This is a genomic window from Kitasatospora sp. NPDC056800, assembly GCF_042789775.1.
Taxonomy (GTDB): domain Bacteria; phylum Actinomycetota; class Actinomycetes; order Streptomycetales; family Streptomycetaceae; genus Kitasatospora.
In genome coordinates this window covers 1-18,648 of the sequence record NZ_JBHUAL010000190.1, presented here as the reverse complement: position 1 = coordinate 18,648, position 18,648 = coordinate 1, and the positions used below count along the sequence as shown (strand labels likewise).

Genomic DNA, 18,648 nt, shown 5'->3' with positions numbered 1-18,648 from the left:
GCGGTTGGGGTGCGGTTGTTGGGGGGGGGCCCCCCCCCCCCCGCGGGTGTGCTCACGTGTTGGGAAGTTCGCCGGTCTTGAGGGCGGCGAGGAAGGCGGACCACGCGTCGGCGGGGAAGACGAGCGCAGGGCCGTTGGGGTCCTTGGAGTCCCGGACGGGAACGGTGCCGGTAAAGCCGTCGGCGACCTCGATGCAGTTGCCCTGGTTGGCGCTGTACCTGCTCTTTCGCCAAGCCGCGTGCGTCAGGTTGTCCCGACTCGGGTCGATCATTCGAGTTCCTTTGCAATCTGTGTGACGAGCCGCCGCGTCGGCTTGGGAAGTTCGCCGGTCTTGAGGTCGGTGACGAACGCCGTCCAGGTGTCGGTGGGGAAGACGAGGGCCGGGCCGTTCGCGTCCTTCGAGTCCCGGACCGCCATGCCGCTGCTGGCGACGAGCGTGGTCTCTACGCAGTCGTTCGCCTGGGCGCTGTAGCTGCTCTTGTACCAGCCGCGGGCGGAGATCTCCGGCATGGTCATGTGCTCACCCTCTTCTCTGATCTCGCACTCACGTCCCTGTCGCGATGGCGGTGATCATGTTGATCGACCGGGCCGGATTCAGGGCCGGTGACCTCAGATAGTCGAAGACAAGCCCATAGCCGTCCAGTTCCGCTTCCTGCTCCAGATAGTGGCTGCTGGTCAGGGTCTCAAGAAACACTGCCCCCGGATTCGGTGAATCGGTGAAGCCGAACATCACGAACGCTCCGCACGCTCCAGCGACTGCGCCGACATCGAGCGGGACGACCTGCAAGGTGACGTTGGGGCGTTGTGCGGCTTCTACCAGGTAGTCCAACTGTGCGCGCTGTACGTTGGTTCCACCGACCGGGCATCGGAGAGCGGGCTCCCAGATGATCGCCCAGAAGCGCGTGGGCTCTGACTTGACCAGGACGCCCTTGCGCTCCATCCGCACTTTGACGAGTTGGTCGATGCGTTCGGGGCGGACGGCCGCCGGGTTCGCTCCAAGCGAGGCGCGTGCGTAGTCCTCGGTCTGCAAGAGCCCAGGCAGAACCAGCGGTTGCCACGTCTGGATGTACCTGGCATCGCTCTCCAGGTCGAGGAAGTCCGCGTCCGGGTCGGCCTCGCGCTGGACGCGGACCAGGCTGCCGACCTCAACAGCCGGTTCGGCCCTCGGGCCGCCGGGGAGATCGGCCACCGGCTGTACCACTTCGGTGCGGTGGGGGCGGTCGCGTTCGTCGGGCCCGACCCGTTCCCGGTCTACGTGCGTCGAGTGGCCTTCGATTGACCGGATATGAATGATTCTGTCGGCGTATCGGTCATATCGCATGGGGTAGTTGATGCGAACGTGACCATTTGTGGTGAGCCGCTGTTAGGCTGCGCGCCTGAATACGAACTCTCCACGATGTAAAAGGACTTGGAAGAGCGCGTGAAGCTCTCTTCCTCGCCTCCGCCGCCGACACCTGAGGAGCCACGTGAGACCCGAAGACGTCCCCCTGCTGTTCCAGGAGTTGGCCCGTGAGTTCGCCGACGTCACCGGCATGTCGGTGGCGGCGACCGGTTCACTCGCGCGTGGCGACCACCGCACCGGGCCGGACGGAGACGTCGTCTCCAACCTCGACCTGATCCACCTCGTGGGCGAGGACGCGCACGTGCCGGACGTCCGGGCGGTGGTGGGGCGGAGGATGCGGCGGATCTCCGACACCTTCGGGATCGAGACGACGTCCGTCATCGCCAGGCTTCCGGCGTTCCGGCTGGCCGGCCACGCCCACTACCGGATCAGCATGCGGCCCGAGTGGTTCTGCGACGGCCTCGGGCTCGGGCCGGAGGCCTTCGACCTGCCCGGCGACGAGGACGATCCGCGCGCGGCGCTGGCCTGGATGATGCAGCCCGTCCCCTACTACCTGGCGAAGGCGACCGTCCAGGATCCGCCGACCAACCTGGCCAAGGCCCGCAGGGCCGCGACGCGGCTGGCCGACCGGTTCGACCTGGCCGGGATACGCGACGACCTCGACAACCTCCCGCGGGCCCTGCGCACCCTGATCGCCGAACGGGGCCTGACCCCGCTCGAATCCACCGCCCGCTACCTCGACGCCCCCACCCACCCCGCCGTCGCGCAGCGCGTCCGCGACGCGGTCTTCGTCGAGAGCATGGGGCTGTCGTCCGCCGACTCGATGGTCGTCCTGCTGCCGTCCGCCTCGAACTGACCCCCACCGGAGAGCATCCCATGTCCACTCGGCAGCACGTGGAGATCCTGCCCCCGCACCCGTTGCGGGCCGGCTACGACCGGGCCCTGGAGCGCGGGTCGATCGCCGACGACTTCCAACGGCGCCTGGAACCATCCCACTTCAACCCCGGCTACCTCGGCGCCCTGACCTCGCGGGTCGAACAGGCCCTGGTCCGGGACCCGGCCGACGAGGCCATGCGGTGGCGCCTGGCGTTCCTGCTGCTCCAGAACAACGCCACCGCGGCCGCCGTCGAACGGGCCGAGGAACTGCTCGCGGACGCCACCCTCCCGCAGGCCCGGCGTCTGGCCCACCTGGTGGCCGGGATCCGCGGCCGGGCCGACCGGCCGCGTACGGGCCGGCGCGTGCGGCGGGTCAACTGGTCGATCAACAACCGCTGTCCGATGTCCTGCCAGGGCTGCTACAACCCGTTCGCCGCCGAGCAGATCGACCTCGCCCAGGCGGACCGGATCATCGGGAAGCTGGCCGCGCACGGGACGACCGACCTGGTCCTGGCCGGCGGCGACCCGCTGCTGTGGCCGCCGATCTTCGACGTCGTCGACCACGCCATCGCCGCCGGGCTCAAGGTCGGCCTCGACACCACCGGCTACACGCTCACCGCCGAGAAGCTCGCCCGGCTCCGGGGGCTGTCCTCGCTGCGGCTGCCGCTGGACGCCGTCACCGCGGACGTGCAGCGGGCGTTCCGCCGAAGCCCGGACAGCAACCTCCTGCGGGCGCTGCTGGAATCCCTCGCGCTGTGCGACGCCGAGGGCTTCGACCGGGTGCGGGTGCACACCGTGGCGAGTGCCGAGAACCTCCACCAACTGCCGGAGCTCGCGGCCGAGATCATGTCGCACCCCTCGGTCGCCCAGTGGGTGATCTTCCAGTGGTGGGGCCGACGGGCGTCGCCGGACACGGTCCGCAGGCTCGGGGTGGCGGTCGAGGACGTCCGCGAGGTCGTGGACGGCATCCGGCGCGACCACCCCGGCCGGGAGATCCACCTCGCGGAGAGCAGCGAGCGGGAGCTGCTCAACTGGATGATCCAGTCGAGCGGACAGGTCGTCACCTTCGGGTCGGGGGCGGAGGAGGAGTTCATCCTGGGCAACCTCCTGACCGACGAGGTCGAGGAGATCCTGACCCACCCGATCCTGGACTTCGAGGCCATGTCGCGCGGGATCCCGGTCACCCCGGGGACGCGGTTCCCCGGCGCCGACGGGGAGCTGCCGTCGGCGGAAGGCTGAGTCCGGGTGAGCGGCTGATGGGCGGCCGGGACGCGGGACGGTCGGACTCCCCGGCGGGCACCGGGCGCTCGGCGCTGCGCGGTGCCCGCCGGGGACGGTCGGATCAGGCCGCGAGCAGGTACCAGCCCCCGAGGCCGCTGCACATGCTCGCGTTGTAGGTGCCGGCGCGGAAGCCGGCCGGAACGGGCTGGTAGGGGCACATGTACTCGCCGACGCGGGCCAGTTGCTGGTACCACGAGCCGATGTTGCCGCAGCCGGAGTTCATGTGGCCGGTGAGCACGTACCCGGGCGGGATCGGTGAGCCCGCGCAGGTGTACTGGCCGTCGCGGGGCACTTCCAGGTACCAGTAGTCGATGCCGCTGCAGCCGGTGGCGTTGTGGAGGGTGATCACGTAGCCGGGGGGAATCGGCGAGGTGGCGCAGGTCCAGATGCCGTTCTGCACGGGCTGGATGTACCAGGCGCCGGCCTTGTTGCACCCGCTCGGCTGGCGCTGGGTGATCACGTAGCCGTCCGGTATGGGTGTGCCGGGACAGACCCAGCCGGGGGAGGCCTGGGCGGCGGCGACCGGTGCCGCCGCCGGTGCCGCGGTGGCCGTGCCGGCGGCCGTGCCGGTGAAGACGGCCACCAGCAGGGTGACCACCCCCACCGCGGCGGCGAGCCGGCCCCGGACCGTCGCCGTCCATGAACGACCGGGCACGTGGCGATGCTTGATGTTCACTACTCACCAGTCCAATCGACGGGTCCGCGGAGCGCCGCGCGATGGCCGTACGGCGCCGTGCCGCGAAGCTGGAGCGACCCTAGTCGGACGGGTGGCGGGGCCGGTCGAAAGTGGATGGATGCATGACAAATCTGGCCGGAAACCGATCCGGGACCCGTCCGCAGGGTCGGGCCACCGGCTGATAACGGAACGGTTGCGGAGCCCGCCGTTCCCCTCTCCAGGTCTTGACGGCACGGGGAGGGCGGGCGTTTGCTGTGTCCGCTCGTTGGAACCTGTTTGGTTCTGGTTTGTTTTGTGTGTTTGAACGTTCAAAACAACCGAGCAACCCCCGCCTGCGCTCAGCACCCCCTCGCACCGCCCCTCGCGCCACCCCCCTTCGCACCACAGCCTTCCGGCGCCACCCCACCGAGAGGAATGCAATGTCACACCTTTCCCGACGCGACCTTCTCCGCGCCTCCGGAGCCGGCCTGCTGGCCGTCGCGGCCGGCGGCTCCCTCGCGGCCTGCGGCGGCGGCTCCGGCTCGGGAGGCGCCGCCGGCGGGGACGCCGACACCGGCACGATCACCGTCTGGTCCTGGGCCACCGCCGCCGACGCCCTGCGCGGCATCGTCCCGGCCTTCGAGAAGGACAACCCGGGGATCAAGGTCGACGTCCAGGACATCGGCGAGCCCGCCATCTGGGACAAGATCACCGTCGGCCTGGCGGCCGGCGGCCAGGGCCTCGGCGACGTCCTGCACATCGGCTGTGACTACCTGCCCGGCTACCAGGAGAAGTTCCCCGGCGGCCTGGCCGACCTCTCCGCGCTCGGCGCCGACGCGTACAAGGACAGGTTCGCCAAGGGCCTGTGGCCGGTCGTCACCGGCAAGGACGGCCACGCCTACGCGCTGCCCTGGGAGGTCAACGCGCTCGGCTTCTTCTACCGCAAGGACTACTTCGACAAGGCGGGCATCGACCCCGAGACCTTCGCCACCTGGGACGACCTGCTCGCCGTCGCCGACCGCTTCAAGGCCGCCAACCCCGGCATCGCCCTGATCGGTGTCAACCGGGCCGCCAACCCCACCCCCGACCTGGACTTCCTCCAGGGCCTGATGCAGCTCCAGGGCGCCTTCTACTTCGACCTCCAGGGCAAGATCACCGTCGCCTCGGAGCCGGCCGTGCGGGCCCTGACGATCATCAAGCGGCTGGACGAGGCCGGGCTGATCGGCGACACCCCCGGCGTCCAGAGCTGGCCGCCGGTGATGAAGACCGGCAAGCTCGGGGCGGCCGCGATGCCCACCTGGGTCGCGCACTACCTGGAGAAGAAGTTCCCCGACCAGAGCGGCAACTGGCGCCTCACCAAGCCCCCGGCGGTCACCCCCGGCGGCAAGCGCACCGCCCTGGTCAACTCCACCCACCTGGCCGTCGCCGCCTCCAGCCCGCGCCGCCGCGCCGCCTGGAAGTTCGTCGAGTACGCGCTCACCCGCGCCGCCTCGGTCAACACGATGTTCAACGCGGGCGGCGTCTTCCCGGCCCTCACCGAGGCGTACACCGACCCGATGTACGCCGCCCCCAGCGCCTTCTACGGCGGCCAGCCGGTGCTCAAGACCTTCACCGACCTCGCCGTCGAGGGCGGGGACCCGACCAACTACTCCGGCGACTACGCCCGCGCCCTCAAGCTCGTCAGCGACGCCCAGACCAAGGTCTTCCTCAAGGGCGCCGACCCGGCCGCCGTCCTCCAGGACGCCGCCAAGCAGCTCGCCCAGCAGACGGGACGCGGTATCGCATGAGTGCCGCCAGCCCGCCCGCCGCCCTCGCCAAGGGGTCCGAGGGATCGAAGGGGTCCAAGGGATCCGCGGGGCCCGGCCGCTCCGGCCGGCTCCGCCGCGCCCGCTGGCGCCGCGGCGCCGTGCCGTACCTGCTGCTCGCCCCCGCCCTGCTCACCTTCGGCGTGTTCAAGGCCTACCCGGTCATCGACTCGCTGCTGCTCTCCTTCACCACCGGCTCCGGCGCCGCCACCCGCGACGCAGGCCTCGCCAACTACCGGCGTCTGCTGGACGATCCGCTGTTCTGGACGGCCCTGCGCAACACCGGCGAGATCCTCGTCGTCCAGGTCCCGCTGATGCTCGGCCTGGCCCTGCTGATGGCCGTCGGCATCAACTCCGCGCTGGTGCGCTGGCGTACGGTGTGGCGGCTCGGCGTCTTCATGCCCTCGGTCACCGGCCTGGTCGCCACCGGCGTGATGTTCGCCTACCTGCTCAAGGCCGACGACGGCGCCGTCAACTGGCTGCTGAACGCCGTCGGCCTGCCCTCCGTCGACTGGCTGGGCCAGCCCGTCTGGGCCCGGATGGCCGTCGTCGTGGTGCTCACCTGGCACTACACCGGCTACAACGCCGTCATCTACCTCGCCGGACTCCAGTCCATACCAAGGGAGTTGTACGAGGCCGCGATGGTCGACGGGGCCGGCCCGATCCGCCGCTTCACCTCGATCACCGTCCCCGCGCTGCGCCCGGTGCTGCTGTTCACCGTCGTGCTCTCGACCATCGGCACGCTCCAGCTCTTCGACGAGCCGTACGTGCTGACCGGCGGCGGGCCGGACAACGCCACCCTGACCGTCTCCATGTACCTGTACCAGAACGGCTTCCGGTACTTCGACTTCGGCTACGCCTCCGCCATCGCCTACGCGCTCACCCTGCTCGTCTCGGTGCTCGGCGCCGTCCAGATGCGCCTGATGGGGGAGAAGGACAAGTGAACCTCAAGAAACTGCGCGGCTGGCCGCTGACCTTCTTCCTGGCCGGCGTCACCGGGCTGTCGATCGCCCCCTTCTACTGGCTGGTGGTCTCGGCCACCCGCAAGGACACCGAGGTCTTCGACTGGCCGCCGAAGCTGCTGCCCGGCGGGAGCCTCGGCGAGAACCTGAGCCACCTGGAACAGAAGATCGGCCTGCTCCGGGTGGTCGGCAACTCCCTGCTGGTGGCGGGGGTCCAGACCCTGGGCGCCCTGGTCGTGGCGCTGCTCGCGGGCTACGCCTTCGCCAAGTTCCGCTTCCGCGGCCGCACCCTGCTCTTCGCGCTGCTGCTCTCCACCCTCGTGGTGCCCGAACAGGTCGTACTGGTACCGCTGTTCAAGATGATGACGGACTTCGGCCTGCTGGACACCTACCAGGCGCTGATCCTGCCGGGCCTGTGCGTGCCGTTCGCCATCTTCCTGATGCGGCAGTCGCTGAGCAGCCTGCCGGACGAACTCCTGGACGCCGCCCGGGTCGACGGCGCGGGTGAACTCCGGGTGCTGTTCAGCGTGGTGGTGCCGGTCATGCGGCCGGTGCTGGCGGCCCTGTCGATCTTCCTCTTCCTGGGCTCCTGGAACCAGTTCGTCTGGCCGCTGATCGCCCTGCGCAGCCCCGAGATGCACACCCTGCCGGTCGCCCTGGCGACGCTGCACGGCAACAAGTCCAACACCGACTACGGCGCGATCCTCTCCGGCACCGCGCTGTCCACCCTGCCGATGATGGTCCTCTTCCTGGTCCTCCAGCGGCAGTTCATCTCCGGCCTGCTGGCCGGCGCCACGAAGGGCTGACCATGACCGAGACGAACGACACCGGCACGACCGTGAGCACGACCGGCGCCACGACCGGGGTCACGGCCGGTACGAGCGGGACGACGGCCGGCGCGGCGGCGGCCGACGTCTGGGAGCCGCACGCCCCCACCGCCGCCGGCGGCCTGCGTCCGCTGTACGCCGACGGGCTGGACCTGCGGGTGAGCGGCACGGGCACGGCCCGCGGCGTCGCCGACGGCGTGGTGGAGGTGACGGCCGAGGGCCCGGGCGAGGTCCGGATCGAGTGGCGGGTGCCCTGCGTCGACGCCACCGCCCTCTGGACCCCCGAGCCGCGCGGCACCGGCTGGCTGCCCGCCGCCTGGAGCGCCCCGCGCCGCACCTCGCTGGCCAACGGCGCGCCGATCGCCGCGCTGGTCGGCACCGGCGACGTCGCCCTGAGCGCCTTCGCGGCGGACCGCCCGGACGTGCTGGCCGGGGCCGGAGTGGTCGAGGAGACCGGCGAGTTCCGGTTCTGGGCCCAGGCCACCGACCGGCTCACCGTCCGGATCGACACCTCGCGCCGGCACTTCGGGCGCGCCCTGGCCGACCTGGCCGCCTGGTGGGGCGAGGGCCGTACGGCCGACATCCCGGAGGCCGCCCGCCGTCCCGCGTACTCCACCTGGTACTCGATGCACCAGGACATCACCCCCAAGGGCGTCGAGACCCAGGCCGCGCTCGGCAAGGAGCTGGGCCTGGACGTGATCATCGTGGACGACGGCTGGATGACCGCCGACCGCACCCGCGGCTACGCCCACTGCGGTGACTGGGAGCCGGTGTCGCTGCCCGACACCGCCGCCCACGTCCGGCGGGTGCACGAGCTCGGGGTGCGCTACATGCTCTGGTACGCGCTGCCGTTCATCGGCAAGGACAGCGCCGCGTACCGGGAGATCGGCCACCTCGCGCTGGCCGACGCCGCCCACATGGGCGCGATCGTCGCGGACCCGCGCCACCCCGAGGTCCGGGCCTTCCTCACCGACCGGCTCGTCCGGGCCGTCGAGGAGTGGGGCATGGACGGCCTCAAGGTGGACTTCGTCGACTGGTTCGCCCGGGCCGCGGAGCGCGACGACGCCCCGGCGGCCCGCCCCGGCGCGGACTGCGCGAGCGTGGACGAGGGCGTGGAGCGGCTGCTCGCCGCGATCCGCGGCCGGATCACCGCCGCGAACCCGGAGGCGATGATCGAGCACCGCCAGCCGTACGTCAGCCCCGGCCTGTGGCCGTACGCCACCATGATCCGCGCCACCGACTGCCCCCTCAGCCCGCAGGAGAACCGGCAGCGGACCATCGACGTGCGGCTGGCCGCCGGGCCCGTCCCGGTCCACGCCGACATGCTGATGTGGCACCGGGAGGAACCGGCCGAGCAGGTCGCCTGCCACCTGATCAACGTGCTGTTCTCGGTGCCGCAGATCTCCGTCGACCTCGCCGCCCAGAGCGAGGAGCAGCGCGAGGCGATCGCCTTCTGGCTCGGCGTCTTCCGCGAGCACGCCGACACCCTCCAGCTCGGCGAACTGCTCCCGGCCCGCCCGGACCTCGGCTACCCGATGGTCACCGCGCGCGGCACCGGCGGCGGCACCGGCGCCGGTACCGACACCGGCACGGTGGCCGTGGCCCGGTACGCCGCGCTGCCGGTGGACGCCTCCGGCGACGACTGGCGCACCCTGCTGGTGGCCAACGCCGACGCCGACCCGGACGTCCGGCTCACCGGCGGCCGCGGGCAGGTGGCGGTGACGGTGCAGGACGCCCGGGGGCGTATCGTCCGGCAGGGCGAGGTCGAGCTGGACCGGGCGGACGTGATCCCGGTGCCGCGCGGCGGGCTGCTGACCCTGCGTCGCTGACCGCCTCCGGGGGCCGCCGGCCGGCCCCCGGGCCCCGGCCCGCTCCGCGCACCGACCACGTCTGGAGAACCGCATGCCCGAGGGACCGCACCGGCCGCGCCGCGGCGCCACCACGATCGAGGAGGTCGCCCGGGCGGCCGGGGTCTCCCGGCAAACCGTCTCCAACGCGCTCAACGCGCCGCGGCGGGTCCGCCCGGAGACGCTGGACCGGGTGAACGCGGCGATCCGCGAACTCGGGTACCAGCCCGACCAGTCGGCCCGCTCGCTGCGCAGCGGCGCCCGGCGCACCCTCGGCTACCTCGCCCCGGTGGACGACCCGCTCGACCCCAACCCGCTGATGGCCGGCTTCCTGGAGGCCCTGGTCGACGCGGCCGGGGCGGCGGGGCAGCGGGTGCTGCTGTTCCGACCGGGGCAGGGCGCGGCCGACCCGGTGGCCGCCATCGACGAACTGGTGGCGGCCCGTCAGGTGGACGGACTGGTGCTGGCGGACGTCCTGCACGAGGACGTCCGGATCGCCCACGCGGCCCGGCTCGGCGTCCCGTTCGCCAGCTTCGGCCGGACCGGCCCCGGCGAGCCCCAGCGCTGGGTGGACATCGGCAACGAGGCGGCGATGGCCGAGGTGGTGCGGCACCTCGCGGCGCTCGGCCACCGCCGGATCGGCTACCTCGGGGCCGCCGAGGAGCTGCCTTGGATGGCGGCGCGGCGGGCCGGGTTCCTGGCCGAGGCACGCCGGTTGGGCCTGTCCGCGGTGGCGGTGGGGGCTTCCGGGGCGGGGAGTTCCGGTACGGCGGCCGCGGGGTCCGTGGTGGCCTCCGTACGGGCGTTGCTGCGCGGGCCCGACCGGCCCACCGCCTTCGCGGCCGGCAGCGACCTGCTGGCGCTGGACGTGTACGAGGCGGTCCGGGCGGAGGGGCTGGTGGTCGGGCCCGGCGGGGTGGCCGTCACCGGGTTCCACGACACGCCGCTCTGCCGCCACCTCCACCCCGCGCTGACCTCGGTCCGGCTGCCGCTGCGGGCGATCGCCACGGCGCTGGTCGGCCGGCTGCTGGACCAGGTGCGCGGGGAGACGGCGGCGGGGGAGGGGCTGGAACTGCCCACCGAGCTGGTGGTGCGGGGGAGTTCGGGTCGGCCCGGCTGAATCCTTCGGATCCGTCAGCCGGTTCGGCCCGTGTGGTCCGCCGTCGCGGCCACGATCAGCTCGCCGACCAGTCCGGCGGCGGCCGCCCGCTGCTCGGCGGGCAGGGCGTCGTCGGTGACCAGGACGTCCAGCTGGTCCAGGTCGGCGAAGGAGGCCAGGCCGACCGCGTTCCACTTGGTGTGGTCGGCCACCACGACCACCCGGCGGGCCGAGCGGAGGAAGGCGCGGTTGGTCTCCGCCTCGGCCAGGTTCGGGGTGGTCAGCCCGGCCTCGGGGGAGAGGCCGTGGCAGCCCAGGACCAGCAGGTTGACGTGCAGGGAGCGGATCGCCTGGTCGGCCACCGGCCCGACCAGCGCGTCCGAGGGGGTCCGCACGCCGCCGGTGCGGATCACCGTGGCGGTGGACGGGGTGCCGTCCTCGGCGGGCTGTTCCAGCAGCTCGGCGATCCGCAGCGAGTTGGTCACCACGGTGAGGCCCTCGACCGAGCGCAGCCGCCGGGCGATCGCGTAGGTGGTCGTCCCGCCGGCCAGCCCGACCGCCGAGCCCGGCGGTACGAGCGCGGCGGCGGCCCGGGCGATCGCCTCCTTGGCGGGCAGCTCCCAGTGCGCCTTGGTCTCGAACCCGGGCTCGCCGGTGGCCGGCGCCTCGACCCGGACCGCGCCGCCGTGCACCTTGTGCACTAGGCCGCGGCGGGCCAGCGCGTCCAGGTCGCGCCGGACCGTCATGTCCGAGACCCCGAGGTCGCGGACCAGTTCGGTGACCCGGACCCCGCCGCGCGCGCGGATCCGCTCCAGGATCAGCACGCGGCGCTGTCCGGCGAGCGGTTGGGCGCTGTCAGCCATCGGGAGGCCTCCTTCGACCACGTCCGGTGCGTGGTCCTGGTGGATAATGTTTGAGATTGTAGCTTTCTGTTGATTCCGGTGTTCCACTCAGAGCTCAGAGGAAGAAGGGCCATGCCCGGGACGTCCCTGACCCAGCCCACCGTCAGGACCGTGACCACCCTCGCGGACGGTCGGCAACTGATCTACTACGACAGCGGCGCGGCCTGCGCCGGCGACGCCGCCTGCGACGGCGGTACGGCCTGCGCTGGTGGCACGGCCTGCGACGGCGGCACGGCCGCCCGCCGCGACGCCGTGGACGAACGGCCGCTCGACCCGCAGGCCCCCGGCTCCGAGGTCCGGCTCGACCCGGCCACCGGCGACTGGGTCACCATCGCGGCCCACCGCCAGGCGCGCACCTACCAGCCGCCGCCCGAGGAGTGCCCGCTCTGCCCGTCCCGGGACGGGCGGCACAGCGAGATCCCGGCCGCGGACTACCAGGTGGCCGTCTTCGAGAACCGCTTCCCCTCGCTGGCCGGCCCGCCCGCGGAGCCCGTCCGGGCCGCCGAGGGCCTGTGGACCAGCGGCCCCGGCGCCGGGCGCTGCGAGGTGGTCTGCTTCACCGCCGACCACGAGGCCTCCTTCGCCGACCTCACCCCCGAGCGTGCCCGGCTGGTCCTGGACGCCTGGACCGACCGCACCGCCGAACTCTCCGCTCTGCCCGGCGTGCGGCAGGTCTACTGCTTCGAGAACCGGGGCGCCGAGATCGGCGTCACCCTCGCCCACCCGCACGGCCAGATCTACGCCCTGCCCTTCACCGCGCCGCGCACCGCCCGGATGGCCGCCCGCGCCGCCGAGCACCGCGCCACCGCCGGCCGCAACCTCTTCGACGACCTGCTCGCCGCCGAACGCGCCCACGGCGAGCGCGTCGTCCTCGCCGGGACGCACTGGACGGCCTTCGTCCCCTTCGCCGCCCGCTGGCCGTACGAGGTGCACCTGTACCCGCACCGCCGGGTGCCCGACCTGACCGCGCTGGACGCCGACCAGCGGGACGAATTCCCCACCCTCTACCTGGAGTTGCTGCGCCGCTTCGACCGGCTCTTCGGCACCGGCCGCACCCCGTACATCTCCGCCTGGCACCAGGCCCCCGTCGATCAGCGGGACGAACTCGCCCTGCACCTGGAGCTGTTCACCATCCGCCGCACCGCCGACAAGCTCAAGTACCTGGCCGGGGTGGAATCCGGCATGGACGCCTTCGTCAACGACGTCACCCCCGAGCACGCGGCCCGCCGGCTGCGGGAGGCCACCGCATGAACGACTTCGAGCAGCTGTACGGCCGTCCGTCCGAGGGGGAGTGGGCCGCCCCCGGCCGGGTGAACCTGATCGGCGAACACACCGACTACAACCTCGGGTTCGTCCTCCCGATCGCCCTGCCGCAGACCGTCCGCGCCCAGGCCGCCCGCAGCGGGGACGGACTGCTGCGGCTCTGGTCCGCGCAGGGCCGGGAACTCGTCGCGCTCCCGGTCGACGACCTCGCGCCGGGCTCCGTGCCCGGCTGGGCCGGCTACCCGGCCGGGGTGGTCTGGGCGCTGCGCGAGGCCGGGTACCCGGTCGGCGGGGCGGACCTCCGGCTGGACAGCGACGTGCCCAGCGGCGCCGGGCTGTCCTCCTCCGCCGCACTGGAGTGCGTCGTCGCCGCCGCCTACAACGACCTGTACGGGCTCGGCCTTTCGGCCGTCGAACTGGCGGTGCTCGCACAGCGGGCCGAGAACGCCTTCGTCGGCGTGCCCTGCGGGATCATGGACCAGATGGCCTCCATGTGCTGCCGCCCCGGGGTCGCGCTGTTCCTGGACAGCCGGGATCTGACGATGCGTCAGGTGCCCGTCGACCTGGCGGGCGCGGGCCTCGCCCTGCTGGTCCTGGACACCCGGGTGAAGCACGACCTCGGCGACGGCGCCTACGCCGCGCTGCGGGCCGGCTGCGAACGGGCCGCCGCCCTGCTCGGGCTGCCCGCGCTGCGCTCGCTCCAGCCGTCCGGTCTGGCCGACGCACTCGCCCAACTCCCCTCGGAGCTGGTCCCGTTGGTGCGGCACGTGGTCACCGAGAACGCCCGGGTGGAGGACGCGGTCGCCGGTCTGGACGCCGGCGACCCCGCCGCGCTCGGCCCGATCCTCACCGCCGGACACGCCTCGCTGCGCGACGACTACCGGGTCTCCTGCCCGGAGACCGACCTCGCCGTCGAGGCCGCCGTGGCCGCCGGCGCCCACGGCGCGCGGATGACCGGCGGCGGCTTCGGCGGCTCGGTCATCGCCCTGGTGGACGCGGACGCGGCCGGACACGTCGCCGCCGAGGTCACCGCCGCGTTCCGCGCGGCCGGGTACGCGGAGCCGCGCACCCTCACCGCCGTCCCGGCGGAGGGGGCGCGCCGGCTCCGCTGAGCTGCCGGCTCCGCCTCCTTCGGCGGGGTCAGGCCTTGTGGGCCGCCGGGCGCTCCGGAGACGCCTCCGCGAGCGCCCGGGTGACCGCCTCGACACCGGCGCGCAGCCCGTACACCGGGGTGGCCGGCTGCTGGCGCCAGGACTCGTCGATGCCGCCCGCGTCCACGGTGTCGAAGCCCAACTCGTCGACCAGCGCCCGGACCACCCGCTTGGCCGCCTCGTCGTCCGAGGCGACCGGCACGGCCAGCCGCTCCGGGTCGCCCGCCGGGCGCGGACGCTCCAGCAGGTCCTGGGCGTAGGTGCCGTTGAACACCTTCACCACCCGGTGCCCGATGTGCTGCTCCGTCCACCGGCTCTCGGTGAGCCCGCCGTCCTCGATCGCGTCGATCCGGCCGTCGCGCTCCTTCGGGTAGTAGTTGCCGGTGTCGATCACCGCGACGCCCTCGGCGGCGCCGTCCAGCAGCCCGGCGGGCAGGTCCGGCACGTTCTTCAGCGGCACCGTCACCACCACCACCTGTGCCCCGCGGGCGGCCTCGGAGACCGTCACCGCCGTCGCCCCGGTCTCGTCGACCAGCGCCTTGAGCGTCTCCGGGCCGCGGGAGTTCGCCACCGCCACCTCATGCCCCAGCGCGGTCAGCCGCCGCGTCAGGTTGCCGCCGATGTTGCCCGCGCCGATGATGCCGATCTTCATGGGAAGTCCTTCTTCGCGAGTGCCGTAGTGGACCGTCGCCTTGGCCCAACCACCCGGTGATCGCTCCGATTCCCGGTCGGGAGGGCGGTTTTCCGGAGCCGTTCTCCAGAGGTGTCTTTCGGAGGGTGGTCCTCCGGGACCCACGGTCGGACCGGGCCTGGTGCCGGCCCGGCGCCGGTCCCGAGGGTGGACGCCATGAACAACATCTCCTCCGACGCCACCGCCCCCACCGCCCCCGCCGTCCTCGTCACCGGCGGCACCAGCGGCATGGGCTTCGCCACCGCCCGCCACCTCCTCGGCACCGGCGCCCGGGTCGTCGTCACCGGCCGCGACGAGGACCGGCTCGCCCGCGCCGCGGCCCGCCTCGACGCCGGCGACCGGCTGCTCACCGTCCGCGCCGACGCCTCCGTACCCGCCGACCTCGCCCGGCTGGCCGACACCGTGGGTGAGCGGTACGGCCGCCTCGACGGGGTCTTCGCCAACGCGGGCGTGGCCGGCTTCCAACCGGTCGGCGAGGTGGCGGAGGCCGAGTTCGACCGGATCGTCGCCACCAACCTCAAGGGCGTGTTCTTCACCGTCCAGCACGCCCTGCCGCTGCTGGACGCCGCCGGCGGCGGATCGGTCGTCCTCAACGCCTCCTGGACCCCGCACCGCGGCCTGCCCGGCGCCGCCGTCTACGCCGCCAGCAAGGCCGCCGTCCTCAGCCTCGCCCGCACCCTCGCCAGCGAACTGGCCGGGCGCGGCATCCGGGTCAACTCGGTCAGCCCCGGCTACATCGTCACCGAGATGTTCCACGCGGCCGTCCCCGACCCGGCCGACCACGAGCCGATCCGCCGCCACGTCCCGCTCGGCCGGCTGGGCACCGCCGAGGACGTCGCGGAGACGGTCGCCTTCCTGCTCTCCGAGCGCTCCTCGTACATCACCGGTCAGGACGTCGTGATCGACGGCGGGCTCGTCCCGGCGTTCCCGTCGCTGACCGGCTGAGTGCCTCTTCGTGCCTGGTCCTGGCAGGACCAGGCACGGCGGCACCCGTCCGGGTGAGAATCCATGACGTGAACCCGAGCAGCGCCCTGAGCGAATTCCTCCGCACCCGCCGCGCCGGCCTGCGCCCCGAGGACGTCGACCTCCCCGACTACGGCGGCCGCCGCCGCGTCGCCGGACTGCGCCGCGAGGAACTCGCCCACCTCGCCGGCGTCAGCGTCGACTACTACACCCGCCTCGAACAGGGCCGCGTCGGCAACCCGTCCGACGCCGTCCTCGACGCCGTCGCCCGCGCCCTGCGCCTCGCCCCCGACGAGTCCGGCCACCTCCACCGCCTCGCCCGCCCCACGCCCGGGCCGCGCCGCCGCCCCGCCGTCCGCCAGCAGCCGCGCCCCTCCCTGCTGCACCTGCTGGAACAGCTCCACCACACCCCCGCCGTGGTGATGGGCCACCGGATGGACATCCTGGCCTGGAACCGCGCCGCCGTCGCCCTGTTCGGCGACTACGGCGCCCTGCCCGTCGAGGACCGCAACATCGCCCGCATCACCTTCCTCGACCCCGCCTCCCGCGAGCTCTACGCCGACTGGGCGGGCTGCGCACGCGAGAACGTCGCCTTCCTCCACCTCGAAGCCGGCCGCCGCCCCGACGACCCCCTGCTCGCCGAACTGGTCGGCCGACTCTGCCTCGGCAGCGAGGAGTTCCGCCAGATGTGGGCCGACCACCCGGTCGCCGACAAGACCTCCGGCCGGAAGTCCTTCCGCCACCCCCTCGCCGGGACGCTCGACCTCGCCTACGACACGCTGCGGCCCGCCGACGACTCCGGACAGGCGCTGGTCACCTACACCGCCGACCCGGGCTCGGCCTCGGACGACGGGCTGCGGGTGCTGCTGTCGTGGGCGGCGTCGGGCTGAGGTCCTTGGGTCAGGTCACGAAGGTTCTCCGTGGCCAGTGCGGTGTCCGGATGGTCCGGTCCGAGGACGCGGTCCAGATCAGCCACTGCCTGGCGGAGCATCTCCAGCGATCGGTCCCGGAGTCCGGCCTCCCAGTACATGACGGCAAGGTTGTTGCAGGTCAGGAGGGTGTCGGGGTGGTCTGCGTCGAGGACGCGCCGGCGGTCCTCGAGGACCTGCTCCAGGAGGACGACGGCGTCGTCGATCCGCCCGGTCTCCGACTCGGTGACGGCGAGGTTGTGGCGGGCGGTGAGGGTGTCCGGATGGTCGTCGCCGAGGACGCGTCGGCGGTCTTCGAGGACCTGTTCCAAGAGGCTGACGGCGTCGTCGGTACGTCCGGCACCCCGGTAGGTGACGGCGAGGTTGTTGCGGGTCGTGAGGGTGTCGGGATGGTCGTCGCCGAGGACACGCCGGCGGTCTTCGAGGACCTCCTCCTGGAGCCGCATGGCCTCGTCTGTGTGCCCGGCGTCCGAGTAGGCGGCGGCGAGGTTGTTGCGGGCGGTGAGGGTGTCCGGATGGTCGATGCCGAGAACCCGCTCGCTCGCTGCGGCAAGGCTGCTCCAGTACCGGATGCTGGCGGTGTAGAGGCCCGCCTCGATGAGGCTGATCCCGCAGTAGAACAAGAGCTGGTGAATTCCCCGCGACGGTCGAATCAGGTCGGAGGTGCGGTGCCCGGCAAGCACGCCGGTGTTGGCCCGGAGTGTCGCGGCCAAGCCCTGCGCGCTGTAATCCGCACTCGGCCACAGTTCGGCGAGGGCATCGGCAGCCGCGAGCCACGCTTCCGGCACATCCGGACCGATGTCCAGAGCAGCCCGGGCGGTGAGCGCGTGCAGGGTCACCTCCCGGTCGGCGGTCTCCGTGAGCGTGACGAGGCTGTAGTTGTGCAGTACGGCGAGCGCGTCCAGCGCGTCGTCGGCCGTGACGGGCGTGCCGCGAACGCTGCCGAGATGCTCCAGCACCTCCTCGGTGCTCCACAGCCCCTGCGGGTGCCCGGCCGGGTCGAGCAGTGCCGCCAACTGGAGGGCCGGCCCGGCGAGCCCGACCGGCTCCTCCTGCTGTGCCGCGTCCAGGGCCAGCAGCAGCGCCGCCGTCACCGGTCCCCGGTAGCCGTCGACGCCGGTGCGGGCTGGTAGGACCGTGTCCAGGCTGCGTGAGCGGTCGCGGAAGAGTTCGAGGTAACGGCCGCAACTGCGGCGGGTGTTGACCATATAGGCGGCGGCGTGGGCCAGCGCGAGTGGCAGGTGGCCCAGTTCCTCGGCGAGCTCGGCCGCGTGTTCGTCGAGGAAGCGGGCGCATTTCGCGCGTTCCAGTCGTTCGCCCAGGTAGGCGGCCGACTCGGCGGGGGAGTAGGTGCTGACGTCCACCAGCGCCCGGTCGCCGCCTGTACTGGCCGCGCCCCGGTGGCGGGTGGTCGCGATGACCCGCCCCTGGCCACCCCGGCTGGTGACGGGCCACAGCTCCTCGGGGGTGTGCTCGGTGGTGTTGTCGAGAACGATCAGCCAGCCGCGCTCGGTGGCGGCGAGCCAGGCCAGGAAGCGCTCGGCGTCCTGCTCGGCCGCATCGCTGCTCGTCCCGGGCGCCTGGACCGCCATCGCGGCCCGGGCGTACAGCTCGGTGACGGCGGAGGGCTCGGCGGCGTCGGCCCACAGGACCAGGTCCGTGCCCGCCTCGACGGCCTCGCGCGCGTAGTGCGCCGCGAGTTGGGATTTCCCGACGCCCCCGCCGCCCGCCAGGACCTGGCTGAGCACGACCGTCCCGTACTGCCCGCGCGCCTCGTCGATCGCCTCCCGCAGCTGCTCCCGGGGCTGGAAGGCGGTCGCCTTCGGCGGAATCCGCCCGATCACCACCGGCCACTCCACCGGGGCGGCCGGCGCCGCGTACTGGTGGAAGGTCATCTCCCCGGCCTGCTGCACGCCGCCGTGCACAGTGGTGCTGCCGTCGATCCCGTTCCTGACCTGCCAGCCCTGCACCTGCTTGCCCCCACCGCCGACCCGCTGAACCGGCCTCCATTATGGGTGCGGGAAACGGCGCTGCCGTGCCGCCCGAGGATCGGGC

The 18,648-nt window shown here is 72.9% G+C and carries 18 protein-coding genes; 11 read left to right on the top strand and 7 right to left on the bottom strand.

Features of this window, described 5'->3' with window-relative positions; translation table 11 throughout:
* Positions 1 to 52: 52 nt before the first annotated feature.
* Genes ACFRQN_RS31780 through ACFRQN_RS31770 form a run of 3 tightly spaced genes read right to left on the bottom strand, consistent with a single transcriptional unit; the run spans position 53 to position 1,321 of the window.
* Positions 53 to 271, bottom strand: coding sequence for a DUF397 domain-containing protein (locus ACFRQN_RS31780; protein WP_380743767.1), 219 nt, complete (start codon positions 269 to 271; stop codon positions 53 to 55).
* Positions 268 to 516 (bottom strand): DUF397 domain-containing protein, encoded by a 249-nt coding sequence (locus tag ACFRQN_RS31775; RefSeq protein WP_380743765.1) that lies wholly within the window; start codon positions 514 to 516, stop codon positions 268 to 270. The genes ACFRQN_RS31780 and ACFRQN_RS31775 overlap by 4 nt, the downstream gene beginning before the upstream one ends.
* Before the next feature lie 28 nt (positions 517 to 544).
* Entirely contained in the window at positions 545 to 1,321 is a 777-nt protein-coding gene (locus ACFRQN_RS31770; RefSeq protein ID WP_380743762.1) for a DUF5753 domain-containing protein, read from the bottom strand.
* A gap of 145 nt (positions 1,322 to 1,466) precedes the next feature.
* Between ACFRQN_RS31770 and ACFRQN_RS31765 the strand changes: the two genes are divergently transcribed.
* Together ACFRQN_RS31765 and ACFRQN_RS31760 are read left to right on the top strand one after the other, a co-directional pair.
* Entirely contained in the window at positions 1,467 to 2,198 is a 732-nt protein-coding gene (locus ACFRQN_RS31765) for a hypothetical protein (RefSeq protein ID WP_380743759.1), read from the top strand.
* Positions 2,199 to 2,218: 20 nt separating this feature from the next.
* Complete coding sequence (locus ACFRQN_RS31760; RefSeq protein ID WP_380743756.1) at positions 2,219 to 3,457, top strand: radical SAM protein; 1,239 nt, start codon at positions 2,219 to 2,221, stop codon at positions 3,455 to 3,457.
* A 103-nt stretch (positions 3,458 to 3,560) separates the two neighbouring features.
* Here ACFRQN_RS31760 and ACFRQN_RS31755 read toward each other — a convergent pair whose 3' ends face one another.
* Entirely contained in the window at positions 3,561 to 4,154 is a 594-nt protein-coding gene (locus ACFRQN_RS31755) for a hypothetical protein (RefSeq protein WP_380743753.1), read from the bottom strand.
* Positions 4,155 to 4,594: 440 nt separating this feature from the next.
* Here ACFRQN_RS31755 and ACFRQN_RS31750 point away from each other — a divergent pair, with 440 nt between their 5' ends.
* The 5 genes from ACFRQN_RS31750 (at position 4,595) to ACFRQN_RS31730 (ending at position 10,715) form a co-directional block, all read left to right on the top strand.
* Complete coding sequence (locus tag ACFRQN_RS31750; protein WP_074002528.1) at positions 4,595 to 5,941, top strand: extracellular solute-binding protein; 1,347 nt, start codon at positions 4,595 to 4,597, stop codon at positions 5,939 to 5,941.
* Entirely contained in the window at positions 5,938 to 6,903 is a 966-nt protein-coding gene (locus ACFRQN_RS31745; RefSeq protein WP_380743751.1) for a carbohydrate ABC transporter permease, read from the top strand. Before ACFRQN_RS31750 ends, ACFRQN_RS31745 begins: the two co-directional genes overlap by 4 nt.
* Positions 6,900 to 7,727: a carbohydrate ABC transporter permease gene (locus ACFRQN_RS31740; RefSeq protein ID WP_053111977.1), complete on the top strand. Its 828-nt coding sequence runs from the start codon at positions 6,900 to 6,902 to the stop codon at positions 7,725 to 7,727. The genes ACFRQN_RS31745 and ACFRQN_RS31740 overlap by 4 nt, the downstream gene beginning before the upstream one ends.
* Positions 7,728 to 7,729: 2 nt before the next feature.
* Positions 7,730 to 9,577, top strand: coding sequence for a glycoside hydrolase family 36 protein (locus ACFRQN_RS31735; protein WP_380743749.1), 1,848 nt, complete (start codon positions 7,730 to 7,732; stop codon positions 9,575 to 9,577).
* A gap of 73 nt (positions 9,578 to 9,650) precedes the next feature.
* On the top strand, positions 9,651 to 10,715 hold the full coding sequence (locus ACFRQN_RS31730; RefSeq protein WP_117487024.1) for a LacI family DNA-binding transcriptional regulator: 1,065 nt from the start codon (positions 9,651 to 9,653) through the stop codon (positions 10,713 to 10,715).
* A gap of 14 nt (positions 10,716 to 10,729) precedes the next feature.
* Here the strand turns inward: ACFRQN_RS31730 and ACFRQN_RS31725 are convergent, their stop codons facing one another.
* Positions 10,730 to 11,557, bottom strand: a complete 828-nt coding sequence (locus ACFRQN_RS31725; RefSeq protein ID WP_380743747.1) for a DeoR/GlpR family DNA-binding transcription regulator — start codon at positions 11,555 to 11,557, stop codon at positions 10,730 to 10,732.
* 111 nt (positions 11,558 to 11,668) lie between these two features.
* Between ACFRQN_RS31725 and galT the strand changes: the two genes are divergently transcribed.
* The gene (galT, locus tag ACFRQN_RS31720; RefSeq protein WP_380743745.1) at positions 11,669 to 12,847 is read left to right on the top strand and encodes a galactose-1-phosphate uridylyltransferase; all 1,179 of its coding nucleotides are present in this window, start codon (positions 11,669 to 11,671) and stop codon (positions 12,845 to 12,847) included.
* Positions 12,844 to 13,971, top strand: coding sequence for a galactokinase (gene galK / locus ACFRQN_RS31715; RefSeq protein WP_380743743.1), 1,128 nt, complete (start codon positions 12,844 to 12,846; stop codon positions 13,969 to 13,971). The genes galT and galK overlap by 4 nt, the downstream gene beginning before the upstream one ends.
* Before the next feature lie 28 nt (positions 13,972 to 13,999).
* On the opposite strand, the gene ACFRQN_RS31710 is transcribed toward galK, so the two are convergent.
* Entirely contained in the window at positions 14,000 to 14,662 is a 663-nt protein-coding gene (locus ACFRQN_RS31710; RefSeq protein WP_380743741.1) for an NADPH-dependent F420 reductase, read from the bottom strand.
* A 195-nt stretch (positions 14,663 to 14,857) separates the two neighbouring features.
* Between ACFRQN_RS31710 and ACFRQN_RS31705 the strand changes: the two genes are divergently transcribed.
* On the top strand, positions 14,858 to 15,646 hold the full coding sequence (locus ACFRQN_RS31705) for an SDR family NAD(P)-dependent oxidoreductase (RefSeq protein WP_380743738.1): 789 nt from the start codon (positions 14,858 to 14,860) through the stop codon (positions 15,644 to 15,646).
* 68 nt (positions 15,647 to 15,714) lie between these two features.
* Complete coding sequence (locus ACFRQN_RS31700; RefSeq protein ID WP_380743736.1) at positions 15,715 to 16,554, top strand: helix-turn-helix domain-containing protein; 840 nt, start codon at positions 15,715 to 15,717, stop codon at positions 16,552 to 16,554.
* Here ACFRQN_RS31700 and ACFRQN_RS31695 read toward each other — a convergent pair.
* Positions 16,482 to 18,563 (bottom strand): tetratricopeptide repeat protein, encoded by a 2,082-nt coding sequence (locus ACFRQN_RS31695; RefSeq protein ID WP_074002534.1) that lies wholly within the window; start codon positions 18,561 to 18,563, stop codon positions 16,482 to 16,484. The two genes, ACFRQN_RS31700 and ACFRQN_RS31695, sit on opposite strands and share 73 nt — an antisense overlap.
* Positions 18,564 to 18,648: the final 85 nt, after the last annotated feature.